Annotated in this window: 21 protein-coding genes and 1 riboswitch; of the genes, 20 read left to right on the forward strand and 1 reads right to left on the reverse strand. The window is 48.0% G+C overall.

All coding sequences use genetic code 11. The annotated features are described in order from the left end of the window. The first annotated feature begins 25 nt into the window (after window positions 1-25). The 15 genes from BAZ21_RS09685 to ytfJ all read left to right on the forward strand — a co-directional run bounded on the left by BAZ21_RS09685 (window position 26) and on the right by ytfJ (window position 14,593). Complete coding sequence (locus tag BAZ21_RS09685; protein WP_068499406.1) at window positions 26-679, forward strand: stage V sporulation protein AA; 654 nt, start codon at window positions 26-28, stop codon at window positions 677-679. Then, window positions 676-1,098, forward strand: coding sequence for a stage V sporulation protein AB (locus BAZ21_RS09690; protein WP_068499408.1), 423 nt, complete (start codon window positions 676-678; stop codon window positions 1,096-1,098). Before BAZ21_RS09685 ends, BAZ21_RS09690 begins: the two co-directional genes overlap by 4 nt. A gap of 26 nt (window positions 1,099-1,124) precedes the next feature. After that, the gene (locus BAZ21_RS09695) at window positions 1,125-2,828 is read left to right on the forward strand and encodes a spore germination protein (protein WP_068499410.1); all 1,704 of its coding nucleotides are present in this window, start codon (window positions 1,125-1,127) and stop codon (window positions 2,826-2,828) included. A gap of 110 nt (window positions 2,829-2,938) precedes the next feature. Further along, entirely contained in the window at window positions 2,939-4,306 is a 1,368-nt protein-coding gene (lysA, locus tag BAZ21_RS09700) for a diaminopimelate decarboxylase (protein WP_068499417.1), read from the forward strand. A gap of 184 nt (window positions 4,307-4,490) precedes the next feature. Beyond that, window positions 4,491-4,925 (forward strand): peptidylprolyl isomerase, encoded by a 435-nt coding sequence (locus BAZ21_RS09705; protein WP_068499419.1) that lies wholly within the window; start codon window positions 4,491-4,493, stop codon window positions 4,923-4,925. Between the two features lie 245 nt (window positions 4,926-5,170). Continuing rightward, entirely contained in the window at window positions 5,171-6,184 is a 1,014-nt protein-coding gene (locus tag BAZ21_RS09710; RefSeq protein ID WP_068499421.1) for a 2-oxoacid:acceptor oxidoreductase family protein, read from the forward strand. Further along, window positions 6,184-8,472, forward strand: coding sequence for a thiamine pyrophosphate-dependent enzyme (locus BAZ21_RS09715; RefSeq protein WP_068499423.1), 2,289 nt, complete (start codon window positions 6,184-6,186; stop codon window positions 8,470-8,472). The genes BAZ21_RS09710 and BAZ21_RS09715 overlap by 1 nt, the downstream gene beginning before the upstream one ends. A 221-nt stretch (window positions 8,473-8,693) precedes the next feature. Further along, a complete protein-coding gene (locus BAZ21_RS09720) occupies window positions 8,694-9,161 on the forward strand; it encodes an IDEAL domain-containing protein (RefSeq protein WP_068499425.1) in 468 nt (155 codons plus the stop codon). A 68-nt stretch (window positions 9,162-9,229) separates the two neighbouring features. Beyond that, a riboswitch (FMN riboswitch) is annotated at window positions 9,230-9,401 on the forward strand. 327 nt (window positions 9,402-9,728) lie between these two features. Further along, window positions 9,729-10,394: a riboflavin synthase gene (gene ribE / locus BAZ21_RS09725; protein WP_068499426.1), complete on the forward strand. Its 666-nt coding sequence runs from the start codon at window positions 9,729-9,731 to the stop codon at window positions 10,392-10,394. A 62-nt stretch (window positions 10,395-10,456) separates the two neighbouring features. After that, on the forward strand, window positions 10,457-11,140 hold the full coding sequence (gene ribB / locus BAZ21_RS09730; protein ID WP_305119174.1) for a 3,4-dihydroxy-2-butanone-4-phosphate synthase: 684 nt from the start codon (window positions 10,457-10,459) through the stop codon (window positions 11,138-11,140). A 31-nt stretch (window positions 11,141-11,171) separates the two neighbouring features. Then, window positions 11,172-11,636, forward strand: a complete 465-nt coding sequence (gene ribH / locus BAZ21_RS09735; protein WP_007430874.1) for a 6,7-dimethyl-8-ribityllumazine synthase — start codon at window positions 11,172-11,174, stop codon at window positions 11,634-11,636. A 173-nt stretch (window positions 11,637-11,809) separates the two neighbouring features. Next, window positions 11,810-12,604, forward strand: a complete 795-nt coding sequence (locus BAZ21_RS09740) for a segregation and condensation protein A (RefSeq protein WP_068499428.1) — start codon at window positions 11,810-11,812, stop codon at window positions 12,602-12,604. Further along, complete coding sequence (gene scpB, locus BAZ21_RS09745) at window positions 12,573-13,181, forward strand: SMC-Scp complex subunit ScpB (protein ID WP_068499430.1); 609 nt, start codon at window positions 12,573-12,575, stop codon at window positions 13,179-13,181. The genes BAZ21_RS09740 and scpB overlap by 32 nt, the downstream gene beginning before the upstream one ends. A 133-nt stretch (window positions 13,182-13,314) precedes the next feature. After that, window positions 13,315-14,016 (forward strand): DUF2953 domain-containing protein, encoded by a 702-nt coding sequence (locus BAZ21_RS09750; RefSeq protein WP_068499435.1) that lies wholly within the window; start codon window positions 13,315-13,317, stop codon window positions 14,014-14,016. Between the two features lie 85 nt (window positions 14,017-14,101). Then, complete coding sequence (gene ytfJ, locus BAZ21_RS09755) at window positions 14,102-14,593, forward strand: GerW family sporulation protein (RefSeq protein WP_068499436.1); 492 nt, start codon at window positions 14,102-14,104, stop codon at window positions 14,591-14,593. Between the two features lie 88 nt (window positions 14,594-14,681). On the opposite strand, the gene BAZ21_RS09760 is transcribed toward ytfJ, so the two are convergent. Next, the gene (locus BAZ21_RS09760) at window positions 14,682-15,407 is read right to left on the reverse strand and encodes a protein-glutamine gamma-glutamyltransferase (RefSeq protein ID WP_068499439.1); all 726 of its coding nucleotides are present in this window, start codon (window positions 15,405-15,407) and stop codon (window positions 14,682-14,684) included. Between the two features lie 195 nt (window positions 15,408-15,602). Here BAZ21_RS09760 and BAZ21_RS09765 point away from each other — a divergent pair, with 195 nt between their 5' ends. The 5 genes from BAZ21_RS09765 to BAZ21_RS09785 all read left to right on the forward strand — a co-directional run bounded on the left by BAZ21_RS09765 (window position 15,603) and on the right by BAZ21_RS09785 (window position 19,822). Continuing rightward, entirely contained in the window at window positions 15,603-16,865 is a 1,263-nt protein-coding gene (locus BAZ21_RS09765) for a D-alanyl-D-alanine carboxypeptidase family protein (protein ID WP_068499441.1), read from the forward strand. Window positions 16,866-16,877: 12 nt separating this feature from the next. After that, window positions 16,878-17,621 carry a nucleoside recognition domain-containing protein gene (locus tag BAZ21_RS09770; RefSeq protein WP_068499443.1) on the forward strand — a complete coding sequence of 248 codons (744 nt, stop codon included), beginning with the start codon at window positions 16,878-16,880 and terminating at the stop codon, window positions 17,619-17,621. 7 nt (window positions 17,622-17,628) lie between these two features. After that, complete coding sequence (locus tag BAZ21_RS09775) at window positions 17,629-18,159, forward strand: spore maturation protein (protein WP_068499445.1); 531 nt, start codon at window positions 17,629-17,631, stop codon at window positions 18,157-18,159. Window positions 18,160-18,237: 78 nt separating this feature from the next. Next, window positions 18,238-18,996: a pseudouridine synthase gene (locus BAZ21_RS09780; protein ID WP_007430865.1), complete on the forward strand. Its 759-nt coding sequence runs from the start codon at window positions 18,238-18,240 to the stop codon at window positions 18,994-18,996. Window positions 18,997-19,105: 109 nt separating this feature from the next. Next, window positions 19,106-19,822: a response regulator transcription factor gene (locus BAZ21_RS09785; RefSeq protein ID WP_007430864.1), complete on the forward strand. Its 717-nt coding sequence runs from the start codon at window positions 19,106-19,108 to the stop codon at window positions 19,820-19,822.

Consider the following 19,822-nt stretch of genomic DNA (forward strand, 5'->3'; position numbering starts at 1 on the left):
ATTACGAGGATAAGGAGGGGATCGGATGACTCATAGTCCGGCTCCTACAGTGGCTCCTATGGTTTACTTGCGGCTTCGCAGCCGTGTGCGCATGATGCAAGGACAGGATTTGCGTTTGGGAAATGTGGCCCATCTGCTAGCCGATCCCGAATGGGAAAACGAGCTGCTTGAGCTTGTTCTCAAACGGCCGCAGAAGCAGGACGGCAACCTGATACTGGTGGACATGCTGCAGATCATTTCCAAAATTAAGGAACATATTCCGGGTGTCGTAGTCGAATCCCTTGGCAAGCCGCATGTACTTGTGGAACTCGTGGAGAAACCCCGTAAGCCATCCAAAATACTGTTCGTTTTGGTATGGGTGCTTCTGTTTTTTGGCTCTGCATTAACGATTATGAACTTTCACGCCGACGTCAGCATGATGGAGGTACAGGTTCGGATTGTGGAGATGATTACGGGACATAAGGACGAACATCCGTACCTGTTTCAAATTGCTTACTCAATTGGTATTGGTTTTGGCATGATCATATTCTTCAATCACTTGTTCCAAAAAAAATGGAACGAGGAGCCGACGCCGCTGGAGGTAGAAATGTATCTGTATCAGGAAAATGTGGATCAGTATGTTGTGGCGGAGGAGTATGAAAAAATGGCCCGCCTGCATTCAAAGGATAAGCTGCCATGACATTTGTACAGGGCGCGCTGCAGATTATTTTGGGCATCGCTGGAGGTCTGGCAGTGGGGAGCGGCGTAATCGCGTTTTTTATTGTACTGGACATCATGCCGCGATTGGCCCAGCTCACCCGTACGTATAAAAAATCACGTGCATACGAAAAGGCGATGGTCTTAGGTTCCGTGGTGGGAACGGTGGCTGATTTTTGGGATATTTGCTTGCCATTCCCTAAAATATTCACATGGATACCCGGGTTATTTTGCGGATTGTTTATTGGTTTGCTTGCTGCAGCTTTAACAGAGGTATTGAATCTCCTGCCCATACTTGCCAAGAGGCTTCATATGTCCGTGTATATGTTTGGCCTGCTGATGGCGATGGTACTTGGTAAGGTAACGGGTTCCTTATTTGACTGGTTTGTATACAACCGATAACAACGAAGGCAGAGGTGGCAAACGATATGGATCGCAGGGCAGATCAAGAGCATCAGGAGCATCAGGAGCATGTTCAGGCAGACGGAGCAATTGGAAGGGAAAATGATACTGACGGGGAAAATTTGGGCTCATGGAAGCAAAAGCAAGAGCAGGAAGCAAAACGTCTTAAGCACAAAAAAGAAAGCGAGCATTCTGATAATGTAGAGGAATCCATTCGTTATTGGCAGATTGAGGATGACATTTCGCCAAAGATGAAGGATAATCTTGAAACACTCAAAATGGTATTGGGTCTGGGAGAGACTTTTGATGTTGTATTCAGGGAAATGACAACGGGTGGACGCCATATCGGGTATCTGTTTCTGAATACCTTTGCCAAGGATCAGATCATGGTTGAGGTGCTAAAGCGGCTCACCTATCTGACGCCGGGTGATCTGACTTCGGATGGGCTGCACGCATACTTTGAATATTATATCCCACATATTCAAGTGGAAAAGACGGACAAAATGTCGGTTGTCATCAACAAGGTGCTAGCAGGCTATAGTGCCTTTTTTATGGAAGGTGAGCGTTTTTCCGTCATTCTGGATACCCGTAATTACCCCGTACGTAGTCCGGAGGAGCCTTCGTTGGAGCGTGTCGTACGTGGTGCCCGTGACGGATTTACCGAAACGATGCTTACGAATGTAGGGCTGGTGCGCCGTCGTTTGCGGGACCCCGGACTTAAATTTGAGGCTATGCAGGTCGGACGCCGAACCAGAACGGACGTCTGCCTGGGCTACATTGATGATATCGTGGATAAAGTGATGGTGGATACCGTACGCGACAAAATTAAAAATGTCAATCTGGACGGAATTCCACTGGCAGATAAGCAGTTAGAGGAGACGATTATCAATAAAGGCTGGAATCCATATCCATTGGTGCGATATTCGGAGCGACCAGATGTCGTGGCTTCGCATATTATGGAAGGAAGACTTGTAATTTTCGTAGATACCTCACCCAGTGTTATGATCTTGCCAACCACTTTTTTTGACTTGTGTCAGCATGCGGAAGAAAATCGGCAGACGGCATTTATGGGAAGCTATTTGCGCTGGGTACGCTTTATTGGGATTTTCGCCTCGATGTTTTTGCTTCCGATGTGGCTGCTTATGGTCATCAATCCCGAACTAAAACCGGCATTTCTCGATTTTATCGGTCCTCAAAAGCAAGCTCACCTTCCGCTGATCGCCCAGTTTATCATCGTGGAGCTAGGGGTCGATCTCATGCGTATGGCGGCAGTTCATACCCCTACACCCCTAGCTTCCGCTATGGGCTTGATCGCAGCCGTTCTGGTCGGCGATATTGCGGTTAAGTCAGGGCTGTTTGTGAATGAGGTTGTGCTGTACATGGCTGTAGCCGCTATCGGAATGTTCGCAACACCGAGCTATGAGCTAGGATTGGCCAATAGACTGATTCGGCTATTTTTACTGATCGCTGTAGCTATTTTCCATGTTCCGGGCTTTGTCGTAGGCACGACGCTGATCATTTTGATGCTGACGATGCATCGGTCATACAATTCTTCTTACTTATGGCCGTTCATCCCTTTTAATGCCAAGGCGTTAGCTTCCATTTTGTTCCGCATGCCTGTACTAGATGCGCCTAACCGCCCGTCATTTAATAAAACGAGGGACAATACGCGTATGCCCCATACGGATGCCAATACAGATTCGGACTCAGGCAATGGACAGGAGCATTAATCTAAATGATCTGCATAAAAATCCATTGTTCTTGATGTTTTTTTTGCTATACTGGTGTAAACATTCGATGGAATATGACTAGCTTGTTCCAGAAAGAGAGGCGCCAGAACATGTATTTGCATGGAAGCAGTAAAATTAACAGCAATGGACATTTGGAAATTGGCGGATGTGATACAACGCTTTTGAAGGAGCATTTTGGAACACCGCTATATATTGTAGATGAACAATTAGTACGCCGGCGCTGCCGGGAGTTTATAGAAGCTTTTCGTGAAACAGGCTTGAAGTTTCAAGTCGCCTATGCCAGCAAAGCATTTTGCGTCATGGCGATGTGTGCTCTGGCTGCAGAAGAAGGAATGTCGCTCGACGTTGTTTCCAGTGGAGAACTGTTCACCGCGCTGCAAGCAGGATTTCCGGCAGAGCGAATCCATTTTCACGGCAACAACAAAACACCGGAAGAAATTGAAATGGCGTTGGATGCGCACATTGGCTGCTTCGTGGTCGACAGCGAGATGGAGCTGTATTTGCTGCAGGCCCTTGCCTCCGAGCGGAAACAGCAGGTGAATATTTTATTGCGCGTTACGCCAGGGGTTGAAGCGCATACGCACGAATATATGGCCACAGGCCAGGAGGATTCGAAATTCGGTTTTGACATTGCGAACGGTACAGCGCGTCAAGCGGTGGAGCAGGCTATCGGACTGGATCATCTGCATCTGCTGGGAGTGCATTCCCATATCGGCTCGCAAATTTTTGAAGTGAACGGCTTCCAAATGGCTGCCGAGCGGGTTGCTGCTTTTTCCAGAGAAATCAAGGAACAGCTTCAGTTTTCTTTCAAGGTGATTAATCTGGGTGGGGGATTTGGCATTCGTTACACCGAAGAGGACACACCGCTGAAAATTTCCACCTATGTTCATGCTATTGGCGAAGCGGTTAAAACCCATTTTTCCGGGCTTTATGACGAACTTCCAGAAATTTGGATTGAGCCGGGACGCAGTATTGTAGGCGATTCGGGCACAACTTTATACACGGTAGGAAGCATCAAGGATATTCCACAGGTACGGAAATATGTTTCGGTAGACGGCGGTATGACGGATAATCCGCGTCCGGCATTATATCAGGCCAAGTATGAAGCGATGCTGGCAAATCGGGCGCAGGATGCGAACGAAGAGACCGTATCCATTGCAGGCAAATGCTGTGAGAGCGGCGATATGCTGATTTGGGATGTGGAGCTGCCTCGTCCGAATAGCGGGGACTTGCTCGCTGTTGCCTCAACCGGAGCCTACAATTACTCCATGGCAAGTAATTATAACCGGATACGCCGTCCGGCGGTGGTATTCGTGAACAACGGTGAAGCCGAACTGGTGGTGCGCCGGGAAACCTACGAGGATATCGTACGCAACGATGTTGTGCCGCAGCGCTTGGTTCGTGACGAAGCCAGTCCAGCAGTTCATTCCAATGCCAAAATTACGGTTTCGTCCTGATTTTTGATATGTGAGGATTTTGCAAAATCCTGATGTGTGAGCAAGCAGACCACTCAGCCGGGGATATTATACCGGTACAGTGGTCTTTTTTTTGGACAAGGCTTTGCTAAGCGCAGCAATTCATAGTAAACTGGAACTTGATGTTATTTAGCTTTCAAAACAGGTTGAAAAGGAGATACAAACAATGAAAAAAGGTAGAATAGATCTTGAAAACGGCGGAATCGTCGAAATTGATTTTTTTCCGGAAGAAGCTCCAAATACGGTTGCTAACTTTGAAAAGCTCGCTAACAGCGGCTACTACAACGGTCTGAGCTTCCACCGTGTCATTCCGGGCTTTGTTGCTCAAGGCGGTTGTCCAATCGGTAACGGTACTGGCGGCCCTGGGTACACCATTGACTGTGAAACAGCTACGAACACAACAAAGCATGCCAAAGGCGTTCTGTCCATGGCTCATGCAGGCCGCAACACAGGTGGCAGCCAATTCTTCATCTGCTACGCTCCACAGCCGCATTTGGATGGGGTACATACTGTATTTGGCAAAGTGACCAAAGGTATGGAATTTATTGATGCTGTAAAACAAGGTGACAAAATGAAAGAGGTTAAAGTATTTGACGCATAAAATGCCGTTAAATGCTTGATTCTTTGACGTAACACGCAGGCCGTTCTGTCTTTTGGACAGGGCGGCTTTTTGTTGTCTTTTATTTGACGATTTGCTGTGTTTTTGCAATCACGTAAATATTAAAGTGCGTAAGATCACATTCGAAAAGTAAGCGTTGTGATAGCCTTTTCATAGGAATGCAATTTTCCATTTTTTTATGAGTATTCAAGCTCAGTGAAGGTTGCAAAAGAAGGAGGCTTATCACATTGTCTATTTTAACGCGCACAAATCGACTCGGATTTTTTGAAATCCGTCTGGAATCCATTGGTGGGCTCGGCGCTAATCTGGCTGGCAAAATGCTGGCCGAAACCGGTGTGCTTGGTTTGGGGCTGAATGCTTCAAATTTCTCGTCCTACGGTTCAGAAAAGAAGGGAACTCCGGTTAAAAGCTTTGTCCGCTTCTGTGATCCGGGAGTTGATATCCGTGATCACAGTCCGATCGAACAACCGCATGTGGTAGGCATTTTCCATGAAGCGCTATACAAAACGGTAAATGTGATCAGCGGACTTCCAGCCGATGGGATCGTTGTGGTCAATTCCACGCGTCCGGCAGAAGAAATACGGGCTGATTTGGGACTGGTATCCGGTACGCTGGCGGTGGTGGATGCAATGGGCATCGCATTGGAAGAGCGAACCAAACTGAATACGTCCATGCTTGGAGCCTTGTTCCGTGTCTGCGATTTTTTGGACCCGGAAGCGATGAGATCGGTTATTCGCAGCACCTTTGAAAAGAAAAATCCACAATTAGTGGAGCCTAACCTGCGCACGTTTAACCGTGGCTTTGAGGAAATGGAGCTGCACGTATATCCAGTCACCCATGACACGCAGGATCGGGTTTTTGAACGTCCGCAGCCTTTGCTCGGCTACGAAACGCAAACATGGGGTGGCGTTATTGCTACGCAGGGGAACAGCATGACAAAAGATCTGAGTGGCTCACGTCAGGGTTATGTACCTGAATATGAAGCTGACAAATGTACTCATTGTGCCAAATGCGACTCGATTTGTCCGGATTACTGCTTTGTATGGGAAGAGCAAGCAGACAAACGTGGCAGAATGATGCCATTTTTGCAGGGAATTGATTATCAGTATTGTAAAGGATGCCTAAAATGCGTAGATATTTGCCCGTCGGGAGCATTAAGCTCGCGTCGTGAGCAATGGGGATGGGCGGAACAGCATCGAATTGCCCATCAATTTCCGGTGTATGAAGGAGGTCGTGCGTAATGGCTAAACTGGAGGAGGAGCTCAAACAAGCAGGCGCAGCACAAGTAACGACGTTCGAATCCGGTAATGAAATGGCTGCTACAGCGGCTGCGCAAATCAATTATCATATGATGGGATATTTTCCGATCACTCCGTCGACTGAGGTGGCGCAGTACCTGGATCAAATGAGAACAAGGGGTCAACATAACATCAAGCTGGTCGCAGCGGATGGAGAGCATGGTTCGGCAGGGATATGCTATGGTGCCGCAGCAGCGGGGGCAAGAGTGGTGAATGCCACCAGCTCGCAGGGCTTCCTGTATATGCTGGAGCAGCTGCCTGTTCAGTCAGGTACGCGTTTCCCTATGGTGATGAATCTGGTGACACGGGCCGTCAGCGGTCCGCTGGATATTCGCGGGGATCATTCGGACCTGTACTACGGTCTGAATACGGGCTGGGTGATCTTGACGGCAAGCACACCGCAGGCTGTATATGATATGAATATCATGGCGCTGAAAATTGCGGAGCACAGCGATGTTCGATTGCCTGTAATGGTCGCTTATGACGGCTTTTATACGTCACATCAGAAGCGTAAAGTACAGTATTTTGCCGATGCGGAGACGGTTCGGGGTTTTGTAGGACCGAATCCCAATCTGAATCATCCGAATCTTTTGGATTTTGAACATCCGGTCACCGTAGGCGCCCATATGAACGGTGATGATCTGTCGAACAATCACTTCCAGCAGTCTGAGGCATTAAGACGGTCTGAAGCAGTATATGAGCAGGTTGTGGCAGAATATGCATCTTTATCCGGTCGGGAATATCCGATTTTGGATCTATATCATATGGAAGATGCCGAGGTTGCGGTATTCCTGCTGAATTCAGCGGCTGAATCGGCCAAGGATGTGGCGGATCAGCTCCGCGCGCGCGGCATTAAGGCCGGGGTCGTTCGTCCGAATATCATCCGTCCGTTCCCGGCTGCACAACTGCGTGAGGCATTACGTAATGTCAAGGCGCTGGTGGTGGGCGAGCGTGCGGATTCGTACGGCGCTGACGGCGGTAATTTGACGCACGAAATCAAGGCGGCTCTGCAGGAGGACCCGCTGAACAAGACGACTGTATTGTGCCGCATCTTCGGCTTGGGCGGCAAGGATTTTTATGCGGAAGACGCAGAGGCGTTCTTCCAGCTTGCAATTGAGGCGGCAGAGGCTGGCCACGCGGAGAAGCCGTTTGATTATTATGGCATTCATCCAGGTTCCCCGGATAAGGTGATGCCGCAGGTTATGCAGTCGCCACGGGGCGATGCGTACCGCACGGGTCTGATTCAGGTCACGCCGGATGAGGCGACCGGAAAGCTCAAGGTCAAGGTGCCGCCGCTGCGTTCGCTCACGACCAAGCCACGTCGGCTTACGCCGGGGCACGGAGCTTGTCCGGGCTGCGGAGCACTATCTGCGCTTGAGCTGTTTTTCAAAGGAATTGAAGGCGATATTGTTGTATTGTTCCAGACAGGCTGCGTCTATGTGGTGACAACGGGTTATCCATATACATCACACAAGCAACCGATGATCCATAATCTTTTTCAAAATGGGGCAGCTACACTTTCGGGAGCGCTGGAAGCTTACTTGGAAATGAAGCGTCGTAATGAGATTGAGATGTCGGATGATCCAACCTTTATTATGATCAGCGGCGACGGTGGTATGGATATTGGCATGGGGTCTGCGATTGGTGCGGCTCTGCGCAATCATAAGCTGATCATGCTGGAATATGATAACGAGGGATACATGAACACAGGCTCGCAGCAATCGTATTCCACTCCTCTTGGTCATATGACCAGTACGTCGGGTGTAGGGAAGATGCAAAAAGGGAAGCAAGGACATCACAAGGACACTGTGCAAATCATGGCCGCCTGTAATATTCCGTATGCCTTCACAGCCGCTGAAAGCCACCCGCAGGATATGCTGCGTAAAGCGGCCAAGGCACAATGGTATGCGAACAACGTGGGAACGGCCTATGGCAAAATCCTGTGTGCCTGCCCATTGAACTGGAAGTCGGAAGACCGACTGGGCACCAGCATTGTGGAGGCTGCTGTTGAGTCTTGCTTCTTCCCATTGTACGAAATTGAGCAGGGCAATACGACGATTACGTACAACCCGGAAGACAAGGGGAAACGGATTCCAGCCGCTGAATGGTTGAAATTAATGGGGAAAACGAAGCATCTGCTAAAGGAGGAAGCGACGTTGGCTACCTTTGAGCAGGAAATTGAACGCCGCTGGACTATTCTGAAAAAGAAACATGAAATTTCGGAGCTATAATTCAGTTTTTTATATAATCCAATTCAATCATTATTAGAAGATGTATGGATACCAATTCCCAAAAGATTCTTTGCGCTTGCTGCGTGAAGAATCTTTTTTGTCGTTTATGGGATGAAGCATAAAAAATCAGGTAATGATTTCCGATATAGGAGTGGAGGCCTATATGAAAATGAATAAATAACAGTCTTCTTCTGAATTTTTAGATGCAATGAGGTGCAGGTATGATTAAACTGAATACAGTTGAAATAATCGAAATTATAAAGAAGCAAATCCCCAAGGTCATGAACATCAAGCCCGTGGATCTGAAATTTACAGATGATTTTGGGCGGGCATCACTGGCGGGGACGGAGCATAAATTTACGCTGACGAATCAGCATTATTCCGCCAAGGTGATGGATTGCGTGCTGGAAACGCAGGTGCGTCCGATATTAATGTGTGAAATTATTTATTTTCTAAAATGTGAGTTTATTGATGGGCATGTTGAAGTACGGCTGGATTATGACGCATGCTCTGAAGGAGGCCACGGACCCACAGCTTCGGCGGTTATTACCTTTGACCATGCTACACAGCTTGGCTTGGAAGAACTGGCTGATCTGATTGATCTGGCGCTTCATATGAATGATAAAACCTGGTTTGAAGAACTCTCCGGCCAATATGTTAAAACAAAAGCAGGAGCGTCCATCCGATAACTTGCTTTTTTTAGAGGTTGGTGCTAATATACGTAACAAGTTTAATGCTGATTCAATTGAATAAGAGCAAGATCCTTCGGGGCGGGGCGAAATTCCCCACCGGCGGTGATGACGTGCTTGTGATCGCTTTTGTGATAACAGCACGGCTTAGTCCGTGACCCGGATGCTGAACGATCAGCAGAAGGTGGACCTGGTGCAATTCCGGGACCGACAGTATAGTCTGGATGGGAGAAGGATACGGAGCGCATGTGCATGACGTGACATGTGCCGATTTTTAGCATACCTAAATATACGTACGGCTTATTTCGTTGTAGGGCGGCATCAGAGGGACGGCTTTTTAGCTTTCTTTTCTGTAGGTGTTCTAACGCATTAGGTTGTATCGTAGTCATGCTTTTTATTGGCATACGTATTATTCGTGAGATTTCAACATGCATATGGACTGCGCTTGTATACTGTAGATTTGACTCTCATCACCCCCATGACGGATAGATTCCGTACTGGGGGTTTTTTGCGCTTACGACTGATGAATTAGGGATAAACTGAAATGAGATGGAAAGGAGTGAGGGCATGTTTACCGGTTTGGTCGAGGAAGTGGGACGCATTCAAACGATTTCCAAAAGCGGAGAAGCAATGGTACTGGGTATTGAGGGCTCCGTCGTCTTGGGCGACTTGAAAATAGGAGACAGTGTTTCCGTGAATGGTGTTTGTCTGACGGCCATACAGATCGGTGTTAAGGATTTTAAGGTTGATGTCATGCCGGAAACCTTTCGCAGCAGCAATCTGAAAGAACTCAAATCCGGTAGCCGAGTCAATCTGGAGCGGGCGATGGCGGCAAGTGGAAGGTTCGGAGGACATATTGTGCAGGGACATGTGGACGGGACGGGCACGATTCGGCGTGTGACATCAGACCAGAATGCGGTTGTGTTCGAAGTTGCGCCTTCTAATCATGCATTATTCAAATATATTCTTCTCAAAGGTTCGATCACACTGGATGGCATCAGCCTCACAGTCGCGCAGCGTACAGGAGATACATTTGCCGTATCCATTATCCCCCATACCTTATCCGAGACAGCCTTACAAGCCAAACGTGAGGGAGACACCGTCAATATTGAATGCGACATACTGGGCAAGTATGTGGAACAGCTTTTGAATTACAGAGGCTCAGCGGCGACGGAGGGAGCAGAAAAAGCTCCTATCAGTCTGGACTACCTGGCAAAGCACGGCTTTGCCTGATATGGAATGGTAGATCTGCCAGAGGAGTGCTTATGCCACAAAAAAATAAGGAGGACAGCGCTATGGATAGAGAGAGCCAAACAAGTGCAACGGCTGACGTAATGGAGCATGACGAGGGGGAACTGGGCGAAGAGATTCGTCTGGATTCCATCGAAGAAGCGCTGGAGGATTTGAAGAACGGTAAAGTCGTTATCGTCGTGGATGATGAACGGCGCGAAAATGAAGGTGATTTTATTGCGTTGGCTGAAAAGGCAACTCCGGAGGTCATTAATTTCATGATCACTGAAGGTCGTGGATTGGTCTGTGTGCCGATTACACAGCAAAGAGCCGAAACGTTGGAGCTGCATCCGATGGTGGAGCAGAATACAGATTTCCACGGCACAGCCTTTACCGTGTCGGTTGACCATATAAAGACAACAACAGGTATTTCGGCAGCCGAGCGTTCCTTGACCGTGCGTGCCTTGGCCGACGATACAGTCGCAGGAGGCGATTTTCGCAAGCCTGGTCATATGTTTCCGCTGATTGCCCGCGATGGCGGTGTTTTGCAGCGTGCAGGCCATACAGAAGCGGCAGTCGATCTGGCCCGACTCAGCGGCTTCAAGCCTGCCGGAGTTATTTGCGAAATTATAAAGGAAGATGGCTCCATGGCCCGTCTGCCTGATTTGGCCGTGTTCGCCAAGCATCATCAGCTGAAGCTGATCAGTATTCAGGATTTAATTGACTATCGTCGTCGTTTGTCATTGTAAAAATCATTTTAAAAAAGAGAGGTTGATAAGTATGGCACGTTTTCTGGAAGGTAATCTTGTATCGGATGGTTTAAAATATGGTATTGTAGTAGGAAGATTCAATGAGTTTATTACAAGCAAGCTGTTAAGCGGTGCAATTGACGCACTTCAACGACACGGTGTACAGGAAGATGAAATTGATGTGGCCTGGGTTCCTGGTGCTTTTGAAATTTCACTGATTGCGCAAAAAATGGCTGCAAGCGGCAAATATGATGCAGTTATTACGTTAGGGACCGTGATCCGTGGTTCTACTTCGCATTATGATATTGTTTGCAACGAAGTGGCAAAGGGAGTGGCGGCAATCAATCTGAAAACGGGCGTACCCGTTATTTTTGGTGTCGTGACTACAGAAAATATTGAGCAGGCTATTGAGCGTGCAGGCACGAAGGCTGGTAATAAGGGCTGGGATTCTGCACTGGCGGCGATTGAAATGGCGAACCTGGGCAAGCAATTTTAATGATATAAGCAACTGAATAAGAAGGGCGTAATTGCAAAGCAAAAAAGGGATTGGATTGTTAAGCAAGGCGATGACGTATATACTACAGAAAGAGGGATTGATAACGTCGAGCATACGTGCTATGGGGAAAGGTATTGTTGAATGATGATTGGAGTAAGGCAGGGGGAAGCACATTGACAGTCGTAAATTACAAGCTGGAAACATTCGAAGGTCCGCTGGATCTGCTATTGCATCTGATTGATAAAGCCGAGATCGACATTCAGGATATCCCGATTAGTGATATTACGGATCAGTATATGGCTTTTTTGCACAGTATGCAGGAGCTGGAGCTGGACATTACGAGCGAGTTTCTGGTGATGGCGGCGACGCTCTTATCGATTAAGAGTAAATTGCTGCTTCCCAAACCACCTGTGATGGAATATGACGATTTGGATTATTATGAAGAAGAGGATTATGATCCGCGCGAGGAGCTGGTCCGCAAGCTGGTGGAGTACCGTAAATATAAAGGGATTGCTCGTCATCTGAGTGAACGTGAATGGGAACGGAGTCTGATTTACGGCAAAGAGCCGGAAGATCTGAGTGCATTCCTGCCCACTGAACCCGTAAATCCGGTACACGGGCTACATACGAGCGATTTGGTCGCGGCCTTTCAGCGTGCATTGCGTAAAGCAGAACGACGTACAACGGTAACTCGTGTCCACCGGGATGAAATTTCAGTCAAGGACCGTATCCGGCAGGTAGTCGGGGTGTTAGAGGGACTGGGGACAGGAGGGCGGTTTCTGTTCTCCAAGCTGATGCATGAGGATATGTATCGGCATGAAGTGGTAGTAACCTTTTTGGCTATTCTCGAACTGATGAAAATGAAGCAAATTTTCTGTTATCAGGAGAAGATTTTTGATGATATTGTAATGGAGTGGAGAGGGGATTTACGGGTTAATGGATTATCTGAAGCTGAAATCAATTATTGAGGGACTGTTGTTTCTCGCGGGAGAGGAAGGATTGTCCGCCAAGCAGATCGCCGACATTGTAGAGCAGCAGCAAGAGCTGGTTGAAAAAAGCCTGGAAGATATGAAACAGGATATGGAGCAGGGAGGAAGAGGTCTGCAACTTGTCCGTATCGCCGGGAACTATCAACTTGCAACATTACCTGAGCATGCACCCTATTTTGAAAAGCTCGCTTATTCTCCGGCACGTGCCTCACTGTCTCAAGCGGCTTTGGAAACACTGGCCATTGTGGCCTATCGCCAGCCCATTACAAGAGTCGAAATCGAAGATATTCGGGGAGTCAAATCCGAGCGGGCCATACATACACTGGTCAACAAGGAGCTTATTGAGGAAAAAGGTCGGGCAGAGGCCATTGGACGGCCGATATTGTACGGAACGACGAAATCATTTCTGGATTATTTCGGTCTGGGCTCTCTCGCGGATTTACCGCAACCGGAGATGTTCGAGGATTCGGACAATCTGGAGGAAGAGACACAATTATTGTTCGAGCGTCTGGAGAGCACTCAACCTGCTGCAAATGATCCGGATCTCGAAGCCTGATAAAGTAAAAAAACAGCCAGTTCCCGCAGAGAGGGACTGGCTGTTTGCCTTTTAGGATGCATAATTTTCCTGTAAAGAGCCATACTATTTTTGCCATGGTATATCCATAGAAAAAGGTTGGGAGGACTCGCCAGTGTGGAAATGGATCGGTATCGCCATCATCGTCATCATATTACTTGTGCTGGCTGTTTTGCTCTCTCGTATCCGATGGAAGCTGGATATTGCCAAGCATGACAATGATGAACGGGCGCATCTGGAGATTAGATTTCTGTACGGGTTGATCAAAATCAATTATGATATTCCGGCTATTCTGATAGCAAATCTGCAAAAAGGGCTTCTCTATCGGCTTGACCGCAACAAAAACATACATAAAACCGATGCTTCCGTGGATAGTGGAAATATTGATGCAGAAAAAATCAAGCAATTTATACACGATGTACGAGTTTTGCTTAAAGGAACGAAAGCCTTAAGCCGCTGGCTGCGGCATACGTTAGCCCATGTGACGATGTCCAAAATAGAATGGTCCACCAATATCAGTCTTGCTGATGCTGCCTATACGGCTACCTCAACCGGTATTCTATGGGGGCTGAAAACGACGCTAATCGGTTTTGTTTCCAGCTTTGTACACATGAACTGCACGCCCAAGCTGTTTGTTGTACCCTATTGGGCGAATCGTCTGCGTTTTACCACCACTTTGACCTGCGAAGGAAATGTGTCGCTCGGATATTTATTTTTTTCCATGCTCATTTTAGCTTATCGTATATGGCGCGTTCCGGGTGGACCGGAAGCTTGGAAACGGGTTTTGTCCAAGAAGCCCATCCGGCATGAGGGATGAGTGATACATATTTTCTTAGTGCTCTGTGCACAATAGCGAAAGAAAAGGCAGTCTACGCTTGAAAATAAGCAAAGGAGGAATAATCATGTCAGATCACCCGATTCAAGGGCTCATGCAAACCGCGATGGAAAACATTAAAGCCATGGTAGACGTAAATACGATTGTGGGAGAAGCGGTGGAAACACCCGATGGTTCCGTTATTTTGCCAATCAGTAAGGTGGGTTTTGGTTTCGCAGCCGGGGGAAGTGATTTTAATGTAGACGAAGAGGTACTTCATACTTCCTCGGCAGCGGGTAATCATAGCGGGAAGGAAGGGCATCCGTTTGGTGGCGGTAGCGGTGGCGGTGTATCTATTCAACCGATTGCTTTTCTGGTTGTTGGCAAACAGGGGGCGCAAATCGTTCCTTTGGACAATCAAACACATCTGATTGAGAAATTAATCGATTCCACCCCCTACCTGATTGATAAGGTTCAGTCTATCTTCCAAAATGCAGGCGGCGGTACGCAGACTCCAAAGGTAACTGTAGATGTCACTACAAATCAAGATCACAGTAACTCTGGTCCGGCTTACTTGTAAAGATTATTGAACTAAAATGTTTCTTCGGGAAGGGTTCCCAAAGCCGAGTAAGGGCTAAGGAATACCTTCCTTTTGCTTGCATTTGTTTCTATCTGCGAATATACCGCCTTCCACCAATGACTGCATGTACACGCTGACCATGTTCCTGTTGATAAGAAGTATGCAGCGATCGTTCAACTTGACGGTTCTCTTCGGGAGCAAACTGGGATAAATAAGCGAAGTCTGGATAGATCACCTCATCCGTTAAATAAGCAGATATGGTAGCCCCCGGCTTGCGATGCTGATTGAGGGAATCAATAATGCCTTTTGCTGGCAAGATGCCGATCCCATGTCCATAAAACGAGTCCTCCTCCTTCATTTTAACGACGTTTTCTCCTTTCCACTCCAATGTTTCGGGTGACACATCCGGATTGTTGAAATACAGGATGTCGCCGGGAGACGCTTTATGACTTCCTTGCTCTTGTATGAGCTTGAGGTCACTGTCATAGTGCCAATCATACAACAGCATATCTGCAAAAATCCGGTTAAATTCACTTTCCAGAATGGAATCCAGCACTGCTTTGTACAGTACAATCACCATAGCTGTTGCACATTCAAAGGCATATTGATGACCATTTGTAAAGATATCCCTGATCCCTTGCGCCGGAGTAACACCTGCTTTGATCTGAAATCCACCTTCTGGCGTCAAATCCCAAAACTGCGGATTACGACGTGCGGTTGCAAACGTGGCAAAGGATACGCCGCTTTGATGTAATGCCTCTGCGGACTCTACAATCCGGGATCTCAAGATCGGTTCAAACTGTAGGCGCTGCATGCTGTACCCCCATCCATATTAAATATTTAGCTACTCAGGATCTTGCAAATCCTCAACTATATATATGTGATCAGGAGTGTAAATTGACTGATCGGGCATACCTTGTAGAGGAATTTTCTGTTATAAAGGTGGACATACTTTGAACAGCTTGGACATAGAATGGTACAAGACTTGTTCAAAACCGGAGGAATCCAAATGTTTAAAAAGAAGCAACACATCCACGCGGGCCAAAACCAGCTTTTGTCTAATGGACGCGCCTTTGTTTTGCCGCTGGCACTGCTGCTTATTGTGTCATTGCCGCTCGCATTGCTGAGTCCACAGCCTGTTCGGGGAGCGATGAAGACAGAGGTACCACTGCCTGCATTAAAAACCCATGCACAGGCCTCCTCTTTAATTGATGTCACATCAGGAAGAATCATATATGCTGCCGAGGGTGACCGGGAGCTGCGTATTGCCAGCCTGACCAAAATTATGACTGCAATTGTAGCTATTGAGCATGGACGTTTGCAGGATCAGGTAAAGGTTAGTCCGACGGCTTATGCCAAAGAAGGTTCCTCACTTTTTCTGCGAATGGGTGAACAAATGACGCTGGAAAATATGCTGTACGGTCTCATGCTTCGTTCCGGCAATGATGCCGCTTCTGCCATTGCCGAGCATGTGGGTGGGACAGAAGAGGGATTCGTTCATTTGATGAATGAAAAGGCGGTTCAGCTTGGGCTAAGTCATACGCTTTTTGCTAATCCTCATGGACTGGATACCGAAGGGCATTATTCCTCAGCGAACGATATGGCCCGGCTAACTGCTTATGCGCTGCATAATCCAACCTTTGCACGTATCGTTAAGACAGAACTGAAAAAAGCACCGAATCCCAACGATCCCTGGGATTACTCGTGGCGTAACAAGAATAAAATGCTGAGGCTCTATGAAGGGGCAGACGGTGTGAAAACTGGCTATACCAAGAAAGCCTTCCGCTGTCTGGTCAGTTCGGCCACGCGCGACGGTCGCCAGCTTGCTGCCGTTACTTTGAATGATGGGGATGATTGGAGTGACCATGCCCGTATGCTGGATTACGGGTTTCGATATTATCCACTCATTCCGATTACGGACAAGCAACAACCCATTGACGGCTATCCGCTATTGACGGGTGCGAGCTTTGCTTATCCTCTGCACGACGGTGAGAAGAGCCAACTGCACAAAAGATTAGTGCTGTATAAAAAGTCCCGCTTTGCTGGCAGATCGGACGTATCCTTTGGTTTACGGGGACGTGTCGAGTTTCTGCTGGAAGGCAAACTGATCGGTTCCGTTCCTGTGTATGCAAAAGGCAGCAAGCTGCCCACCCCAAGAACGATACAGCCAGGGCAGGAGGTTCCGACTGATCAAACTCCTGTAAGCAGCACTCAGCAACGCAGCTGGACAAGCGGATGGAGTGCGATTATAAGAAATCTGTTTGGAGTATAGGAGGGATCAATCATGATTCATCTCATATGGGTGGCTTTGATTTGTATCGGATTTGTATTTGCTGCTGCGCAGGGAAATATTGAGATCGTGACCAAGGCAGCTTTTGATGGGGCGGCTACGGGTGTTACAGTGTGCTTTGGACTGATTAGCGTGCTTGTGTTCTGGATGGGCATGATGAGGCTGGCCGAAGACGGCGGACTCTTGCAAAAAATATCCAAGCTGCTCGCTCCCTTCGTTGCCTTTTTGTTCCCGGATGTTCCACGGAATCATCCGGCTATGGGCTACATTTTGTCCAATATGAGTGCCAATCTGCTGGGCTTGGGAAATGCAGCAACTCCAATGGGCATCAAGGCCATGCAGGAGCTGCAAACGCTCAACCCGGATAAGCAGACCGCTACTCCTGCCATGTGTACGCTGCTGGCGCTAAATACAGCCAGTATTACGCTCATACCCACGACATTGATCGCGATTCGGCTTAATTATCATTCCGCACATCCGGCGGAAATCGTCGGCACGACACTGGTGGCAACTGCAATAGCGACCTTTGCTGCGATAGTGGCGGATCGGTGGTACCGTAGTCGAGAACTGCGCCGCCCTCCAGCGAATCCGCCGTCTCAGACCGCATTGACGCCACAGCCTCCTCAAACCACGGCAACCCCTGTGTCCTCTTCGACAGCGCCGCCTGTATCTTCACCTGCAGCTCCTCGGACGGGAATCACCGCCGCCCAGGGCAGGGATACCACTTGGAAAGGATGAGGGAGGCATGCTCCATTTTATTAACCTCGTATCGACTTGGGCTATTCCGGCTATACTCGCTTTTATTCCTTTATATGCATATGTCAAGAAAGTACCCGTCTACGATTCCTTTGTGGATGGAGCCAAGGACGGCTTTTCCACTGCGATCAGCATCATTCCTCATCTCGTAGGCATGATGGTAGCGATCAGCATTTTTCGAGCTTCAGGGGCTCTGGATTATTTGATATCCTGGGTTACACCATGGATTAAAAGCTGGGGCGTCCCCGGTGAGGTATTGCCTTTAGGGCTGCTCCGTCCATTGACGGGCACCGGTTCGCTTGCGTTCACGACAGATCTGATTCGCACCTATGGCCCGGACTCCATGATCGGTCGGATTGCTTCAACCATACAGGGCAGCACGGACACAACTTTGTATGTACTGACTGTATATTTTGGTGCGGTAGGTATCCGCAATGGACGATATGCTCTGAAGGTAGGACTATTTTCCGACGTGGTTGGTTTTGTCGCAGCCATTGCAATTTGCCTGCTTGTATTTTGATTCCTGCATCGTTTTTTGAACGGGGGTTGTGATTTTGTTCGTAGATGGGTATCATTAGCATGAGGTGAATTAGCGAACATGGAAAGATTGCAGAAAATATTGGCCCAGGCTGGTGTAGCGTCCAGACGGAAATGTGAGGAGCTCATTCAGGCGGGCAGCGTGGAAGTGAACGGGGTTGTCGTAACAGAGCTGGGAACGAAGGCGGACCCTGATCAGGATATAATTACGGTAAAGGGTAGACCGATCAAAACCGAGAAAAAAATCTACCTGATGATGAACAAGCCCAAAGGGGTTATTACGAGCGCCTCCGATCCGGAAGGTCGAAAAATCGTGTCCGACTACCTGAAAGGTGTCAAGGAACGTGTGTATCCGGTAGGCCGTCTGGATTACGATACGGAAGGACTGCTGTTACTTACCAATGACGGCGAGTTCGCCAATTTGCTCACCCATCCCAAGCATCATGTGCCCAAGACATATGTAGCGACTGTCAAAGGCGTTCCGCATGGTACCGAGCTGGACAAGCTGAAAAAAGGGATCGTGCTGGAAGATGGCATTACTGCACCAGCCGAGGTAGAATATAAAGATGTAGATCCCGATGGCAAGGAGTCAGTTATCCAAATTACCATTTATGAAGGTAGAAATCGCCAAGTAAGACGGATGTTTGAGGCTATTTCACACCCGGTTATCAGACTCAAACGAATTGCCTTCGGGGATCTTTTGCTGCAAAACTTGAAGCGTGGTCTGACCAGACCCCTCACCAAAGACGAAATCAACCGTCTCATTCAACTTGCCAAATCAGACAACACGAAAAAGAAACGGACAGGACGGGGGTCATAACCCCGGCCTTTTTGATGTAAAGAGACTGTTGAACAAGAGTAAAGTTTGACCACGCACGGGAAAATAGTAAAATAGAGAGAATGCTTTTTTTAGCGAAGGGGCTGGGAATATGTCAGAACATAGCAACCGCATATTAATTGTAGATGATGAAGAACGCATTCGCCGCCTTCTGCGGATGTATCTGGAAAAAGAAGGTTATGAAATTGATGAAGCCGAGGATGGAGAAATTGCTCTCCAAAAAGCGACTGCAAGCGATTACAGCATTATTTTGCTGGATGTGATGCTTCCGGGCATGGATGGGATTGAAGTATGTACACGCCTGCGTCAGACCAAGGCAACGCCTGTCATTATGCTGACCGCCAAAGGCGAAGAAGTAAACCGCGTACAGGGCTTTGAAGTTGGGGCCGATGATTATGTGGTCAAGCCTTTTAGTCCACGGGAAGTTATTTATCGGGTTAAGGCGATTTTACGTCGTTCTTCGGAAACTGCCTTTCTAACCAAAGAAGCGGTCCCAAGCAATAGTATCGTTTTTCCGAATCTTATTATTGAGCATGATGCACACCGGGTAAGTGCAGGCGGAATTGAGATCAGTCTCACCCCCAAAGAGTACGAGCTGTTGCACTATTTGGCAGTGTCGCCGGATAAAGTCTTTTCGCGCGAAGAACTCCTAAAAGATGTATGGAATTATGAATTTTTTGGTGATCTACGCACCGTCGATACGCATGTGAAGCGGCTTCGTGAAAAACTGAATAAGGTATCCCCGGAGGCAGCGGCTATGATTACAACCGTTTGGGGTGTAGGCTATAAGCTGGAGGTTCCAAAATAA

It is taken from the genome of Paenibacillus kribbensis (assembly GCF_001705305.1).
GTDB classification, from domain to species: Bacteria; Bacillota; Bacilli; order Paenibacillales; family Paenibacillaceae; genus Paenibacillus; species Paenibacillus kribbensis_B.